Here is a 13,401-nt window from a genome sequence, read left to right on the forward strand (position 1 = left end):
TACCATCGCTTCCCGGGTGTGATCGGGAGCGGAAGGCGGGCGGCGTGGACGTGGCGAGTCCGGTGCGCGCCACTGCCTCCCCGGAGCCCGCTCCCGTGGAGCGCTCCCGGCCGCTGCTGCGCTGGAGCGTGCACGCCGCCTGGGTCGTGCTGCTCGCGCTGGCCACCGAACTGCGCGTCGGCCGCTTCGGCTTCCACCCGTCCGACCAGGGCTTCATCCTCGCCCAGGCGTGGCGGGTGCTGCACGGCGAAGTGCCGCACGCCGAGATCATCTCCGCGCGCCCGCTCGGGTCGGCGGTGCTGCACGTCGCCGACTTCGCGCTGCCGATGCCGCTGTTCTTCGGCTCGAGCTTCCTGTCCATGATCGAGATCATCGTGGCGACCATCGGGTTCGCCGCGCTGGTCACCCGCCGCCGGGTGCTGGCCTGGGGGCCGGGCATGACGGCGATGGTCGCGGCGGCGTCGCTCATCAACCTCAACGCGTTCCCGCTGATGGCCTGGCACACGGTCGACGGCATCGCGCTCACCGCGTGCGGCGCCTGGGCCCTGGACGCGGGCCTGCGCGGCGGCCACGCGTTCGCCCGCCGCGGCGGGCTGGCCCTGCTGGGCTGCGCGGTGTTCGTCAAGCAGAGCTTCGCGCTGGCCGCGGTGATCGGCGTCTGCTGGCTGCTGCTGCACCCGGCGACGCGGGCCGGCGCGCTGCGGACGGCGCGCTGGTGGCGTCGCCTGGTCGTCGACCTGCTGTCCCTCGGCGCGCCCGGGCTGGCCTACGTGGCCTGGGTGAGCCTGGGCGGCGGGTTCGCGGAGATGGTCGAGCAGCTCACCGGCGGCGTGCCCGCGTACGGCCAGCGGCTGCTCGGGCTGTGGCTGGAGGACCCGGAGGTGCTGACCCGGGCGCCGGTGCGGGAGCTGAGCTTCTTCGCCGCGATCGCCGTGGTGCTGCTCGCGGTCCGGCTGCCGGGCGACCGGCTCGGCGCGGCCGGCCGGGTGGCGTCCTGGGTGCTGGTGCTGGCCGGCGCGACGGCCGTGGTCCTGACCGTGGTCGACGGCCGGTTCACCGGCTCGTCGCGCTGGGCGGACGTGCTGTGGTGGATCGTCGCGGTGAGCGTGCTGGTCAACGCGGCCGTGACGCGCAAGGTGCCGTGGGCCGGGCTGCTGGTGCTCGCGACCGGGTTCATGACCAGCCTGTCGTGGGGCAACGACACGCCGACGCTGCTCACCGGGACGCTCGCGCTGACGGCGTTGCTGCTGCTGAGCGCCGTGGTCCCGCCGCGGCCGCGGCTGGCGCGGCGCTGGGTGACGGCGACGGCGGGCCTGACGGCGGTGGCGGTGTGCGGCTGGGTCGTCGTCGCGCGCCACGACCAGGCGGCCTACCTCGACCTGAGCCACGACAAGCTGACCGAGGACCTCGGCGCGGTGACCCCGGCGATGAGCGGGATCCGCACCAACCCCTCGACGTTCACCTACGTCCGGCAGATCCGCGACTGCCTGGCGGAGTTCCCGGCGGCCCGCACGGCGATCCTGCCGGACAGCTCGTTCGCCTACCCGGCGTTCGGCCTGCGCAACCCGTTCCCGCTGGAGTGGCCGCTGCCGCTGGAGATCGTCGGCGACGCCCCGCAGCGCATGCTCGCGGAGGCCGACGACCTCAACCGCGAGGGCGACTACCTGGTGCTGTTCCAGACGGACTCGATCCGGCAGCTCGCGACCGGCGGCCCGGTGCCGGCCCAGATCCCGCTCGACACCCCGGTGTTCGACTACCTGGGGCTGGAGAAGGCGATCCAGGCGAAGCTCACCGGGCGCGCGGTGACCTGCGGCAGCTTCGTCGGGAAGTACGCGCGCTGAGTCACCCGCCGTCGATCTGCTCCTGGATCCAGCCGGCGACGACGTCCACCCGCGCGATGACCTCGAGCCCGGGCTGGGGGCACGCCGGGCCGTCGTTGACGATGGCCACGAGGGTGCCGGTGCGGTCGTCGTCGGAGGTGAAGAACGGGCCGCCCGAGTCGTCCTTGCACGGGCTGTTCTCGACGGTCCGCGTCACGACCGGCGCGGCTTCCAGGGTGGTCTGCCGGATCTTCGCGACGGTGAACTGACCGCGCTTGAGGTGGTCCGACGGCGCGACGACGGTGGCCGACACCGAACCCCAGCCGATGAACCGCAGTGGCTGCCCCTTCGACGGCGGCTCGGTCGCCAGCTTCAGCGGGGCGATGCCGGTGATGGGCGCGCTGAGCTTCACGACGGCGAGGTCGTTGACCGCGGACTGCCGGACGTCGACGACCTGCGCCGACTCGCCGCCGGTGTCGCTGTCCTTGAGCTTCCCGAGCGTCACGGTCATGTCGTAGCGCGGCTTGCCCCCGACCCGGACGTCGTTGACGTCGTGGAAGCAGTGCCCGGCGGTCACGACCCACCGGGCGTCGATGAGCGAGCCGCTGCAGGCGCCGCTGCGGACACCGCCGCCGGGGACCGGGATGTCCGTGGAAGTCAGCTTCGCGTTGAACGGCAGGATGGGATCCGGTACCGGACGACTGAGCACCGGAGTCGTCGGGCTACTCCCGGTAGTGCTGCTTTCGGTCACCGCGGTGTGACGCGGAGCGTCGGCGCTCGCGATCAGCGACGCGCCGAAAGTGGTGTAAGCGCAGGCCAGCCCGGCTCCCACGACAGCCGCGACAGCGGCAGCCCCCAGCCTCGGCCCGCGGCGGCCGCGCGATTTCTTCCTCACTCTTATGAGTACGTACGCCAGGCCGAGATGGTTGCGTGATCTAGTCCACGAGCAAGTCGTCGGGCGTGCCGGACGCCAGCTCGGCGAGGACTTTCAGGGCCGCGTCGAGCGTTTCGGGAGGCGGCGCCGACACCGCGATCCGCACCGCGTTCGGCGCGTGACCCGGCAGCACCGCGAACGCCGACGCCGGGGACAACGCGATCCCGCGCCGCGCCGCCGCCGCGACGAACGTCTCCGCGCGCCACTGTTCCGGCAGCACCCACCAGCGGTGGTACGACGCCGGGTCGCCGTGGACGTCGAACCCGGCCAGCCGCTCCGCCACCACCGCGGCCCGCGAAGCGGCGTCCGCACGCTTCGCCGTCTCCACCTCCGCCAAGGTGCCCGTCGTGATCCACTGCGTCGCCGCCTCGACCGCGAACCTGGGCGCCGCCCAGCCGCCCGAGCGGACCGCCGACGCCAGCCGGGCCGTCCACGCCGGCGGCGGCACCAGGAACCCCGCCGTCAGCCCCGGGGCGACGCGCTTGGACAGGCTGTCCACGAACACCGTCCGCTCCGGCGCGAACGCCGCGAACGGGCGGACGTCGGCGCGCAGGAACGTGTAGATGCCGTCCTCGATCACCGGCAGGTCCAGCCGCGTCACGACCTCGGCGAGGGCCGCGCGCCGGGCCGCGGGCATCGTCGTGCCGAGCGGGTTGTGCAGCGTCGGCTGGACGTACAGCGCCCGCACCGGCCCGGCCGCCAGCAGCGCCGCGGGCACCAGGCCGTCGTCGTCCGTCTCGATCGGCACCAGCTCCACGCCGAGCCGCGCGGCGACGCCCTTCACCACCGGATACGTCAACGACTCGACCGCGAGCCGCTCCCCCACCGGCACGAACGCGGCGATCGCCGCCGCGATGGCCTGGCGGCCGTTGCCGGTGAACAGCAGCGTCGCCGGGTCCGGGCGCCAGTCGCCGCGGGTGAGCAGTGCGGCCGCCGCGTCGCGCGCGACCGGGGTGCCCGCGGCGCCGATCGGGTGCAGGGCCGCGGTCAGGACGTCCTGGCGCAGCAACGGTTCCAGCGCGCGGGCGAGGCTCGCGGACTGGCCCGGCAGCACGGCGAAGTTGAGCTCGAGGTCGACGCGGGCGTCCCCGGGCTCGGCGAGCGCGGGTTCCGGCGGCGGCTTCGCGGCCCGGATGAACGTGCCGCGGCCGACCTCGCCGACGGCCAGGCCGCGCCGGACCAGCTCGCCGTAGACACGGGCGGCCGTGGAGTTCGCGATGCCGCGCTCCCGCGCGAAGCGGCGCTGCGGCGGGAGCCGGTCGCCGGGGCGCAGGCGGCCGGCTTCGACGTCGGCGGCGAGGGTGTCCGCGACGACGCGGTAGTCGTCCATGTCCACCTTCCTCCCCGGCCGTCCCGGCCATGATCCCACCGGCGTGGATCCCGCTAGGTTGGGTCCCATGAGCGACAACACCTGGGCCGCGGTCGACGACTACTTCGCCGCCGCCGTGCTGAGCCCCGATCCGGTGCTCGACGCCGCGCTGGCCGATTCCGCGGCCGCCGGCCTGCCGTCGATCGCCGTCGCCCCGAACCAGGGCAAGCTGCTGAACCTGCTGGCCCGCCTCGCCGGCGCGCGGTCGATCCTGGAGATCGGCACGCTCGGCGGGTACAGCACGATCTGGCTGGCCCGCGCGCTCCCGGCCGGCGGCCGGCTGGTGACCTGCGAGTACGAGCCCAAGCACGCCGACGTCGCGCGGGCGAACCTGGCGCGCGCGGGCTTCGGCGAAGAGGTCGTCGACATCCGGGTGGGCGCCGCGCTGGACACGCTGCCGACGCTCACCGGGCCGTTCGACTTCGTGTTCATCGACGCCGACAAGGCCAACCTCGACAACTACGTCCGCGAGGCGCTGGCGCTGTCGCGGCCGGGCACGACGATCGTCGTCGACAACGTCGTGCGCGGCGGCGCGGTGGTCGACGCCGGGAGCACCGACCCGAACGTCCAGGGTGTGCGGCGGATGGCCGAGCTGATCGCCGCCGAACCCCGGCTGGACGCGACCGCCGTCCAGACGGTCGGCGGCAAGAGCTACGACGGCTTCCTGCTGGCCCTGGTCAGCTGAGCCGTCACCGCCGCGGGCGGATCTCCGGCGGCGGTGCGAGCGCCACCCCCCGCTTCGCGTCGCCGAGCGGCCGGATCGGCTGCCCTTCGTGCGCCGCGGCCATGAACGCGCGCCAGATGTCGGCCGGGACGACGTCGCCGGTGAGCTTGGCGCCGGTCGCGTCCTTCAGCAGCCGGTCGTCGTCGGAGCCGATCCAGACCGCGGTCGCCAGCTGCGGCGTGTAGCCGACGGCCCAGGCGTCCTGGTTGTCCGGCGAGTTGCCGTGCTCGGCCGCGCCGAACCGCAGCGCCGCCGGGCGCCCGTCCGGCAGTGACGTGCCCAGCGTCGCGGTGACATCCTCGGCGATGCGGCGGCTCGCGTCGCCGTCGTCGTCGAACGCGGGCCGCGCGGTGTCGGTGTGTTCCCAGACGACCGCGCCGCTCTCGTCGCGCACCTTCGCCACGAAGTGCGGGGTGGCGCGCTGCCCGTCGGCGGCGAAAGTCGCGTACGCGCCCGCCATGTCCAGCGGCCGCAACGGGTACCGGCCGATCGCGATGCCCGCGCCGATCAGGAAGCCGTCCTTCTCCCGCATGGTCGGCACGCCGTCGACGGCCTCCGGGATGCCCGCCTGCCGCGCGGCCTCGCTCAGCGCGTCCGGGCCGAGTTTCCTGGCCACGGCGATGAACGGGCCGTCGGCCTGGGACTGCATCGCGGCGACCGGCGTGCACTTCGGGCAGACGACCGGGTACTGGAAGCTCTCGCCGAGGAACTCCTGCTTCTCCGGCGACGGGAGCGGCTGGTCGAGGCCGTACCCGCCGCGCAGGGCCGCGGCGAGCGTGAACGGGTAGAACGCCGAGCCGGCCGCGTGCGGGGTGCTCGCGTAGTCGCGGACGCCCTGGTCACCGCCTTGGTAGGCGCGCACGGCGCCGGTCTTCGGGTCGACGGCGACGACGGCGCCGCGGAACTCCTTCGGTTCGCCCTTCAGCCTGTCCTGCAACGCTTTCGTCGCGGCGGCCTGCGCGGTCCGGTCCAGCGTCGTCTCGACGGTCATGTTGCCCTGCTGGAGCCGGCCGAGCGGGAAGCCGTCCTGCTCGAGCTCGGCCAGCACCTGCTGCTTGACGTGGAATCCGTCGTAGGTGACGCGGCCGGCGCGGGTTTCCGACGGTGGCTGGATCTCGGTGCCGGGGTAGGCCATGCTTTCGTCGCTCTTCACGTAACCGCGCTCGACGAGCTTGTCGTGCACGTACTGCCAGCGCCGCGCGGCGTGCGCGTCGCCGGAGGCCGCCGGGTCGTGCACCGACGGCGACTGGATCATCCCGGCCAGGAACGCGGCTTCGCTCCAGGTCATGGAGTCGTCGAGCTTCTTGCCGAAGTAGGCGTTCGTCGCCGCGGCGGGCCCGAACGTGCCACGGCCGAAGGAGATGATGTTGACGTAGCTCTCGAAGATCTGTTCCTTGCTCTGTTCCTGGGTGATCTTCGTGGCCAGCACGAGCTCGGCGAACTTGCGCCCGACCGTGGCGTCGTCGTCGCCGGTGGACTTCTTGATGTACTGCTGGGTGATCCCGGACCCACCGCCGACGCCGGTCAGGAACGCGCGGCCGATGCCGGTCGGGTCGAAACCCTGGTTGTCCCAGAAGGTCGGGTCCTCGGTGGCGATGATCGCGTCGCGCAGCTTCGAGGGCACCTGCGCGTAGGGCACGAACATCCGGTCGCCGTCGGCCGGAATCACCTTGAGCAGCGGCGATCCGTCGGAGTAGTTCAGCACGACGGTCTTGTCGAGCCCGGCGAGCACCTCCTGCGGGCTGCGCACGTCGAGCACGAGGTAGGCGATCCAGAACGCGATCAGCGGCACGCCGACGAGGAGCCCGAAGCTCCAGTAACCGATCCGCCGCATCCGCCGCCATCGCCGGCGCCGCGGGGTGTCGGGCTTCGCTTCGGCGTCATCGGCACCGTCGGGTTCCGTCGTCGTCGAGGTCACGAATGGATGACGTCCGGTCGAGTGAAAAGGTTCTGTGGAGAATTAACGGAGTTGTTCGAATCCTGTCAAGACGGCCCGATGAGGTGCTTCAGGCCAGGAAGGCGCGCAGCAGCGAGGCTGCGCGTTCGATGTGCTCCGCCATCGCCTGGCCGGCCGCGGGCGCGTGACCAGCCGAGATTGACGTGCGCTGCGCCGGTTCCGACCGGATCGGAGCATCGCGGGCGCGAGCTGGCGGCTCGCGTCACACCGCCGGGATCACGCCGCGCCGCATCGGTTCCGGCCTGAGCCGGAGCCTTGTGCCGGGCTGACCGCCGCGCTCGTCAGGCCAGGAAGGCGCGCAGCAGCGAAGCCGTTCCCTCGATGTGCTCCGCCATCGCGTGGCGGGCCGCGACCGCGTCGCCGGCCAGGATTGCGTCCACTATTGCCTCGTGCTGGGCGTTCGAGTGCTCCAGGTTCGGTTGCAGCAGCGGGATCCGGTCCAGCAGCTGGTTCACCCGGGTGCGCGCGTCGGCCATCGCCGTGGTCAACGATCCGGACGCCGTGACCTCGGCGATCGCCAGGTGGAGGCGGGAGTCCTTGCGGCGGTAGTCGTCGAGGTCGGCGCCCGCCGCCTCGGCCAGGGTGCCCGTGAGGTGCTGACGGTCGGCCGGGCTCAGCGAGCGGGCCGCGGCCATCTCCGCCGCGCCCGTCTCCAGCACGTAGCGCAGGCTCAGCGCGTCCTCCAGCACCACCGAATCGACGGCGACCGCGTCGGGTGCGTGTTCCGGCGGGCCGGGGAGGGTCTCGTTCACGAACGTGCCGCCGTAGCGACCTCGACGTGACTCGACGTAACCGGCGTCGGAGAGTGCGCGGATGGCCTCGCGCAGCGTGACGCGGCTGACCCCGAGCCGTTCGGCGAGCTCGCGCTCCGACGGGAGCCGCTCCCCCGCGCCGACCACGCCCAGCCGGATCGCCTGCAGCAGCCGCTCGACGGTCTCCTCGAAAGCGTTGCCCGCGCGGACCGGCCGGAACAGCGCTTCGCCGGCATTCACCACCGAGGTCGACTCCATCCCGCGAGTTTAGGCCGCGGGCCACGGTGGCCGGGTGGTTCACCCGCCGCGCGCGACCCGGGCACGCTGGGTGTCCGTCACGGTACGCCTCGCACCTTCGAAGTGGACCGAGGCTCGCGCGGCGATCACACTGTGTTCGCGGTGTGAAAAACCTGTGGAACCGAACGGGCACAGTCGGCGACGATGGGCCGCACGACACCGATGAGCGACGCAGGGGGCGAGCCGGTGCACTTTCTGATGGCCGAGGATCTGGTACACGAGCGCGAGAACGAGTTGCGCCACGGCGTGCGCAACCGTCCGCCGGGCCGGGCGACACCACGCCGCCACACCGGGACCCGGCGCCAGCAGTTCGGCTGGACCCTCGTGGAGGTCGGCCTGCGGCTGGCCACCGAGTCCGACGACGAGGCCCGCCGCAACTGACCCGTCAGCACTCGATGACGTTCACCGCCAGGCCGCCGCGCGCGGTTTCCTTGTACTTCACGCTCATGTCCGCGCCCGTCTCGCGCATCGTCTTGATCGCCTTGTCCAGCGTCACCACGTGACTGCCGTCGCCGCGCATCGCCATCCGGGCCGCGTGGATGGCCTTCGACGCGCCGACCGCGTTGCGCTCGATGCACGGGATCTGCACCAGGCCGCCGACCGGGTCGCACGTCAGGCCCAGGTGGTGCTCGACGCCGATCTCCGCCGCGTTCTCGACCTGCGCCGGGGAGCCGCCGAGCACCTCCGTCAGCCCGGCCGCCGCCATCGCGGACGCCGAGCCGACCTCGCCCTGGCAGCCGACCTCGGCGCCGGAGATCGAGCCGGTCTGCTTGAGGATCGAGCCGATCGCGGCCGCGGTGAGCATGAACGTGACGATGCCGTCGTCCGACGAGTGCCGGATGAACCGCTGGTAGTAGTGCAGGACCGCCGGGATGATGCCGGCGGCGCCGTTGGTCGGCGCGGTGACGACGCGCCCGCCCGCGGCGTTCTCCTCGTTGACCGCCAGCGCGTAGAGACTGACCCAGTCCATCGCGTACAGCGGGTCGTCCAGGCCGTCCTCGGCCAGCAGCTTCTCGTGCAGCGCCCGCGCCCGGCGCGGCACCTTCAGCCCGCCCGGCAGCACACCTTCGTGGACGCAGCCGTTGCGGACGCACTCGGCCATGACCGCCCAGATCCGCAGCAGGCCGTCCCGGACCTCTTCGCGCGAACGCCACGACAGCTCGTTCGCCATCATGATCTCGCTGATCGGCAGCCCGGTCGACGCGCAGTGCCCGAGCAGGTCCGCGCCGGTGCGGAACGGGTACGGCACCGGCGTCGCGTCCTCGACGAACACCGCGTCCGTCTCGTACGACTCGTCGCGGACGAAGCCACCGCCCACCGAGTAGTACGTCCGCTCGCGCAACAGCGCGCCGGACGCGTCGAAGGCCCGGAAGATCATGCCGTTCGGGTGCGCCGGCAGGGCCTTGCGGCGGTGCATGGTGAGATCGGTGTCCTCGTCGAACGCGATCTCGTGCGTGCCGCCCACCTTCAGCCGGCCGGACTCGCGGATCTCCGCGACGCGCACCGGCACGGTGTCGGTGTCGATGGCCTCGGGACGCTCACCCGAAAGCCCGAGCAGGACGGCTTTGTCGCTGCCGTGGCCGAAGCCGGTCGCGCCGAGCGAGCCGAACAGCTCGGCCTGCACGCGCGCGGTCTTTTCGAGATCCTCGCCGAGTCCGTCCACAAAGGTCAGTGCCGCACGCATCGGGCCGACGGTGTGGGAGCTCGACGGCCCGATGCCGATGGAAAACAGGTCGAAGACGCTGATCGCCATTGATCCGCCTCTCCTATCTCGCCAGCAGGGAGCTGGCTTCTTGCGCGGCCGGCCCCTGGTCGGTGAGGTGCCGCAGGTTCTCCGGCAGCTCCTCACCGCGGTGGGCCTTGGTCTGGGCGTAGAGCCGTCCCGCGCGGTACGACGACCGCACCAGCGGCCCCGCCATGACGCCCGCGAAGCCCATCGCCTCGGCGGCGTTCGAGTGCTCCACGAACTCCTCCGGCTTCACCCACCGGTCCACCGGGTGGTGCCGCGGCGACGGCCGCAGGTACTGCGTGATCGTCAGGATCTCGCACCCGGCGTCGACCAGGTCCTGCATCGCCGGGGCGACCTCGTCGGGCGTCTCGCCCATGCCGAGGATCAGGTTGGACTTCGTGACCAGGCCGAACTCACGCGCCTTGGTGATGACCTCCAGCGAACGCGCGTAACGGAAGCCGGGACGGATCCGCTTGAAGATCCGCGGGACCGTCTCCACGTTGTGGGCCAACACCTCCGGCCGCGACCCGAACACCTCGGCCAGCTGCTCCGGGTCCGCGTTGAAGTCCGGGATCAGCAACTCGACACCGGTACCCGGATTGAGCGAATGGATCTGACGCACCGTCTCGGCGTACAGCCACGCGCCACCATCGGCGAGGTCGTCACGAGCGACGCCGGTGATCGTCGAGTACCGCAGGCCCATGGCCTGGACGGACTCCGCGACCTTCCGCGGCTCCGTCCGGTCCAGTTCAGCGGGCTTACCCGTGTCGATCTGGCAGAAATCACACCGGCGGGTGCACTGGTCACCACCGATGAGGAACGTGGCTTCGCGGTCTTCCCAGCACTCGTAGATGTTGGGACAGCCCGCTTCTTCACACACCGTGTGCAGACCTTCGCGGCGCACCAAGCCCTTCAGCTCGGTGAACTCCGGCCCCATCCGCACCCGCGTCTTGATCCACGGCGGCTTCTTCTCGATCGGCGTCTCGCTGTTGCGGATTTCCAGGCGCAGCAGCTTCCGGCCCTCGGGCAGAGCGCTCACCGGGACAGGTCCGCGTACAGCGGGTGCTTCTTGGCCAGGGTCTCGACGCGGTCGCGCAGCTTCGCGCGGAGGGCGTCGTCGAAGTCGGGCTTGAGGGCCTCGGCGATGACGTCGGCGACCTCGGTGAAGTCCTCGGCCTGGAAGCCGCGGGTGGCCAGCGCCGGGGTGCCGATGCGCAGGCCGGAGGTGATCATCGGCGGGCGCGGGTCGAACGGGACGGCGTTGCGGTTGACCGTGATACCGACCTCGTGCAGCCGGTCCTCGGCCTGCTGACCGTCCAGAGTGGACTGGACGAGGTCGACGAGCACCAGGTGGACGTCGGTGCCGCCGGTCAACACGCGTACGCCGGCCGAAGCGCAGTCTTCCTGCGACAGCCGCGACGCCAGGATGCGCGAGCCGTCCAGGGTGCGCTGCTGGCGCTCCTTGAACTCCTCGCTCGCGGCGATCTTCAGCGCGACGGCCTTGGCCGCGATGACGTGTTCGAGCGGCCCGCCCTGCTGGCCGGGGAACACCGCCGAATTGATCTTCTTCGCCAGCTCCTGGCGGCACAGGATCAAGCCGCCGCGCGGACCGCCGAGGGTCTTGTGCGTGGTCGTGGTGACGATGTCGGCGTGCGGCACCGGCGACGGGTGCAGGCCGGTCGCGACCAGCCCGGCGAAGTGCGCCATGTCCACCATCAGCTTCGCTTCCACCAGGTCCGCGATGCGGCGGAACTCGGCGAAGTCGAGCTGACGCGGGTACGCCGACCAGCCGGCGATGATCAGCTTCGGCTCGTGCTCGACGGCGAGACGCTCGATCTCGGCCAGGTCGACGATGCCTGTCTCTTTGTCGACGTGGTAGGCGACGACGTTGTAGAGCTTGCCCGAGAAGTTGATCTTCATCCCGTGCGTCAGGTGGCCGCCGTGCGCCAGGTCGAGGCCGAGGATGGTGTCACCGGGCTTGAGCACGGCGAACATCGCGGCGGCGTTGGCCTGCGCGCCCGAGTGCGGCTGCACGTTGGCGTGCTCCGCGCCGAACAGCGCCTTCGCGCGGTCGATCGCGAGCTGCTCGACGACGTCGACGTGCTCGCAGCCGCCGTAGTAGCGGCGGCCGGGGTAGCCCTCGGCGTACTTGTTGGTCAGCACCGAACCCTGCGCCTCGAGCACGCCCACCGGGGCGAAGTTCTCGGAGGCGATCATCTCCAGGGTCGACTGCTGGCGGGTGAGCTCGTCGGCGACGGCCGCCGCGACCTCGGGGTCGACGTCGGCAAGGTGGGCGTCGAAGGTCGTCATCAGCTCTCCTGGGTGAGTGCGGCGTAGGCGGCGGCGTCGAGCAGCTCGGGCACGTCACCGGAGAGACGCACCTTGAGCAGCCACCCTTCGGCGTACGGGTCCGAGTTGATCACCTCGGGGGTGTCCGACGTGGTGCCGTTGACCTCGACGACCTCGCCGGAGACCGGCGCGTACAGCTCGCTGACGGACTTGGTCGACTCGACCTCGCCGAACACCTCGCCCGAGGTGATGGTGGCGCCGACGTCGGGCAGCTGGACGAACACGATGTCGCCGAGCGACTCGGCAGCGAAGGCGGTGATGCCCACGGTGGCGACGTCACCTTCGACGTTCAGCCACTCGTGTTCCTTGGTGTACTTCAGGTTCTCGGGGATGCTCACGGTGAAAGAGTCCTTTACGCGCGGGAGTAGAAGGGCAGGGCGACGACCTCGACGGGTTCGATCCTGCCCCGGATGTCGACGGAAAGTTCGGTGCCGGGCTCGGTGTACGCCCGATCGACGTACGCCATGGCGATCGGGTGACCCAGCGTGGGCGACAGCGCCCCGCTGGTGACCTCGCCGATCACAGTGCTGTCCACGCCATCGGCCAGCAGCTTGTAGCCGTGCCGCGGAGCGCGCCGCCCCTGGCCCTTGAGCCCGACGCGCACGCGCGGGACGTCGGCCTTGGACCGCTCTTCCAGCGCCGCGCGGCCGACGAAGTCACCCGGCTTCTCGAACTTGACAACCCGCCCGAGCCCGGCTTCGAACGGGCTCTGCCCGAGGGTGAGTTCGTTGCCGTACAACGGCATCCCGGCTTCGAGCCGCAGCGTGTCGCGGCAGGCCAGCCCGGCCGGGACGAGCCCGTGACCCTCGCCGGCCTCGGACAGGATGCGCCAGACGGCCGGGGCCTCGTCGGCCGGGACGAACAGCTCGAAGCCGTCCTCGCCGGTGTAGCCGGTGCGGGCGAGCAGGACCTCGTGGCCCTTCACGACCGCCGGCACGCTGGCGTAGTACTTGAGCGCGTCGAGGTCGGCGTCGGTGACCGAACCGAGGATCTTGACGGCGTTCGGGCCCTGGACGGCGATCAGCGCGGTCGTCTCGGACCGGTCGTCGACGACGGCGTCGAAGCCCGCGACCCGCTCGGCCAGCGCGTCCGCGACGACCTTCGCGTTGCCGGCGTTGGCGACGACCAGGTAGTGCTCGTCGGCCAGGCGGTAGACGACCAGGTCGTCGAGCACGCCGCCGCCGGCGTCGCAGATCATCGTGTAGCGCGCCCGGCCCGGCTTGACCCCGGTGAGGTTGCCGACCAGCGCGAAGTCCAGGACGTCGGCGGCCTGCGGGCCGGTGACGTGGATTTCGGCCATGTGCGAGAGGTCGAACAGCCCGGCCGCCTCGCGGACGGCCTTGTGCTCGGCCAGCTCGCTGGCGTAGCGGACCGGCATGGACCAGCCGGCGAAGTCGGTGAACAGTGCACCGAGTCCCTTGTGGACTCCGTGCAGGGACGTTTCGCGAGACATGTTCGCCTTCCGTGGGT

Annotated in this window: 12 protein-coding genes; 3 read left to right on the forward strand and 9 right to left on the reverse strand. The window is 71.7% G+C overall.

The annotated features are described in order from the left end of the window. Nucleotides 1-44: 44 nt before the first annotated feature. Nucleotides 45-1,841, forward strand: a complete 1,797-nt coding sequence (locus OG570_RS01625) for a hypothetical protein (protein WP_326955317.1) — start codon at nucleotides 45-47, stop codon at nucleotides 1,839-1,841. 1 nt (nucleotide 1,842) lies between these two features. On the opposite strand, the gene OG570_RS01630 is transcribed toward OG570_RS01625, so the two are convergent. Together OG570_RS01630 and OG570_RS01635 are read right to left on the reverse strand one after the other, a co-directional pair. Continuing rightward, on the reverse strand, nucleotides 1,843-2,529 hold the full coding sequence (locus tag OG570_RS01630; RefSeq protein ID WP_326955318.1) for a S1 family peptidase: 687 nt from the start codon (nucleotides 2,527-2,529) through the stop codon (nucleotides 1,843-1,845). Between the two features lie 226 nt (nucleotides 2,530-2,755). Further along, a complete protein-coding gene (locus OG570_RS01635; RefSeq protein WP_326955319.1) occupies nucleotides 2,756-4,084 on the reverse strand; it encodes an aminotransferase-like domain-containing protein in 1,329 nt (442 codons plus the stop codon). Between the two features lie 67 nt (nucleotides 4,085-4,151). Here OG570_RS01635 and OG570_RS01640 point away from each other — a divergent pair, with 67 nt between their 5' ends. Next, on the forward strand, nucleotides 4,152-4,808 hold the full coding sequence (locus OG570_RS01640) for an O-methyltransferase (protein ID WP_326947049.1): 657 nt from the start codon (nucleotides 4,152-4,154) through the stop codon (nucleotides 4,806-4,808). 4 nt (nucleotides 4,809-4,812) lie between these two features. Here OG570_RS01640 and OG570_RS01645 read toward each other — a convergent pair whose 3' ends face one another. Then, on the reverse strand, nucleotides 4,813-6,765 hold the full coding sequence (locus tag OG570_RS01645; protein WP_442788242.1) for a transglycosylase domain-containing protein: 1,953 nt from the start codon (nucleotides 6,763-6,765) through the stop codon (nucleotides 4,813-4,815). A 320-nt stretch (nucleotides 6,766-7,085) separates the two neighbouring features. Further along, nucleotides 7,086-7,814 carry a FadR/GntR family transcriptional regulator gene (locus OG570_RS01650; RefSeq protein WP_247062196.1) on the reverse strand — a complete coding sequence of 243 codons (729 nt, stop codon included), beginning with the start codon at nucleotides 7,812-7,814 and terminating at the stop codon, nucleotides 7,086-7,088. A gap of 201 nt (nucleotides 7,815-8,015) precedes the next feature. On the opposite strand from OG570_RS01650, the gene OG570_RS01655 reads away from it, so the two are divergent. Beyond that, a complete protein-coding gene (locus OG570_RS01655; protein WP_326955320.1) occupies nucleotides 8,016-8,234 on the forward strand; it encodes a hypothetical protein in 219 nt (72 codons plus the stop codon). A 4-nt stretch (nucleotides 8,235-8,238) separates the two neighbouring features. Here the strand turns inward: OG570_RS01655 and OG570_RS01660 are convergent, their stop codons facing one another. From OG570_RS01660 to gcvT, 5 genes are read right to left on the reverse strand one after another with little or no spacing between them, the layout of a single operon-like run. Continuing rightward, a complete protein-coding gene (locus OG570_RS01660) occupies nucleotides 8,239-9,606 on the reverse strand; it encodes an L-serine ammonia-lyase (protein WP_326955321.1) in 1,368 nt (455 codons plus the stop codon). A 13-nt stretch (nucleotides 9,607-9,619) separates the two neighbouring features. Beyond that, nucleotides 9,620-10,621, reverse strand: coding sequence for a lipoyl synthase (lipA, locus tag OG570_RS01665; protein WP_326955322.1), 1,002 nt, complete (start codon nucleotides 10,619-10,621; stop codon nucleotides 9,620-9,622). Then, on the reverse strand, nucleotides 10,618-11,892 hold the full coding sequence (gene glyA / locus OG570_RS01670) for a serine hydroxymethyltransferase (RefSeq protein WP_326955323.1): 1,275 nt from the start codon (nucleotides 11,890-11,892) through the stop codon (nucleotides 10,618-10,620). The genes lipA and glyA overlap by 4 nt, the downstream gene beginning before the upstream one ends. Then, nucleotides 11,892-12,269 carry a glycine cleavage system protein GcvH gene (gene gcvH / locus OG570_RS01675; RefSeq protein ID WP_247062187.1) on the reverse strand — a complete coding sequence of 126 codons (378 nt, stop codon included), beginning with the start codon at nucleotides 12,267-12,269 and terminating at the stop codon, nucleotides 11,892-11,894. Before gcvH ends, glyA begins: the two co-directional genes overlap by 1 nt. 14 nt (nucleotides 12,270-12,283) lie before the next feature. Further along, on the reverse strand, nucleotides 12,284-13,384 hold the full coding sequence (gcvT, locus tag OG570_RS01680) for a glycine cleavage system aminomethyltransferase GcvT (protein ID WP_326955324.1): 1,101 nt from the start codon (nucleotides 13,382-13,384) through the stop codon (nucleotides 12,284-12,286). Between the last annotated feature and the right edge of the window lie 17 nt (nucleotides 13,385-13,401).

Origin of the sequence: Amycolatopsis sp. NBC_01286 (genome assembly GCF_035982555.1) — a bacterium.
In the GTDB taxonomy this organism is placed as follows: Bacteria; Actinomycetota; Actinomycetes; order Mycobacteriales; family Pseudonocardiaceae; genus Amycolatopsis.

Coding starts and splice junctions, on each gene's coding strand:
- OG570_RS01655 (WP_326955320.1), top strand. CDS start 8,016: ATGAGCGACGCAGGGGGCGAGCCGGTGCACTTTCTGATGGCCGAGGAT.
- OG570_RS01650 (WP_247062196.1), bottom strand. CDS start 7,814: ATGGAGTCGACCTCGGTGGTGAATGCCGGCGAAGCGCTGTTCCGGCCG.
- gcvT (WP_326955324.1), bottom strand. CDS start 13,384: ATGTCTCGCGAAACGTCCCTGCACGGAGTCCACAAGGGACTCGGTGCA.
- OG570_RS01635 (WP_326955319.1), bottom strand. CDS start 4,084: ATGGACGACTACCGCGTCGTCGCGGACACCCTCGCCGCCGACGTCGAA.
- OG570_RS01640 (WP_326947049.1), top strand. CDS start 4,152: ATGAGCGACAACACCTGGGCCGCGGTCGACGACTACTTCGCCGCCGCC.
- glyA (WP_326955323.1), bottom strand. CDS start 11,892: ATGACGACCTTCGACGCCCACCTTGCCGACGTCGACCCCGAGGTCGCG.
- OG570_RS01660 (WP_326955321.1), bottom strand. CDS start 9,606: ATGGCGATCAGCGTCTTCGACCTGTTTTCCATCGGCATCGGGCCGTCG.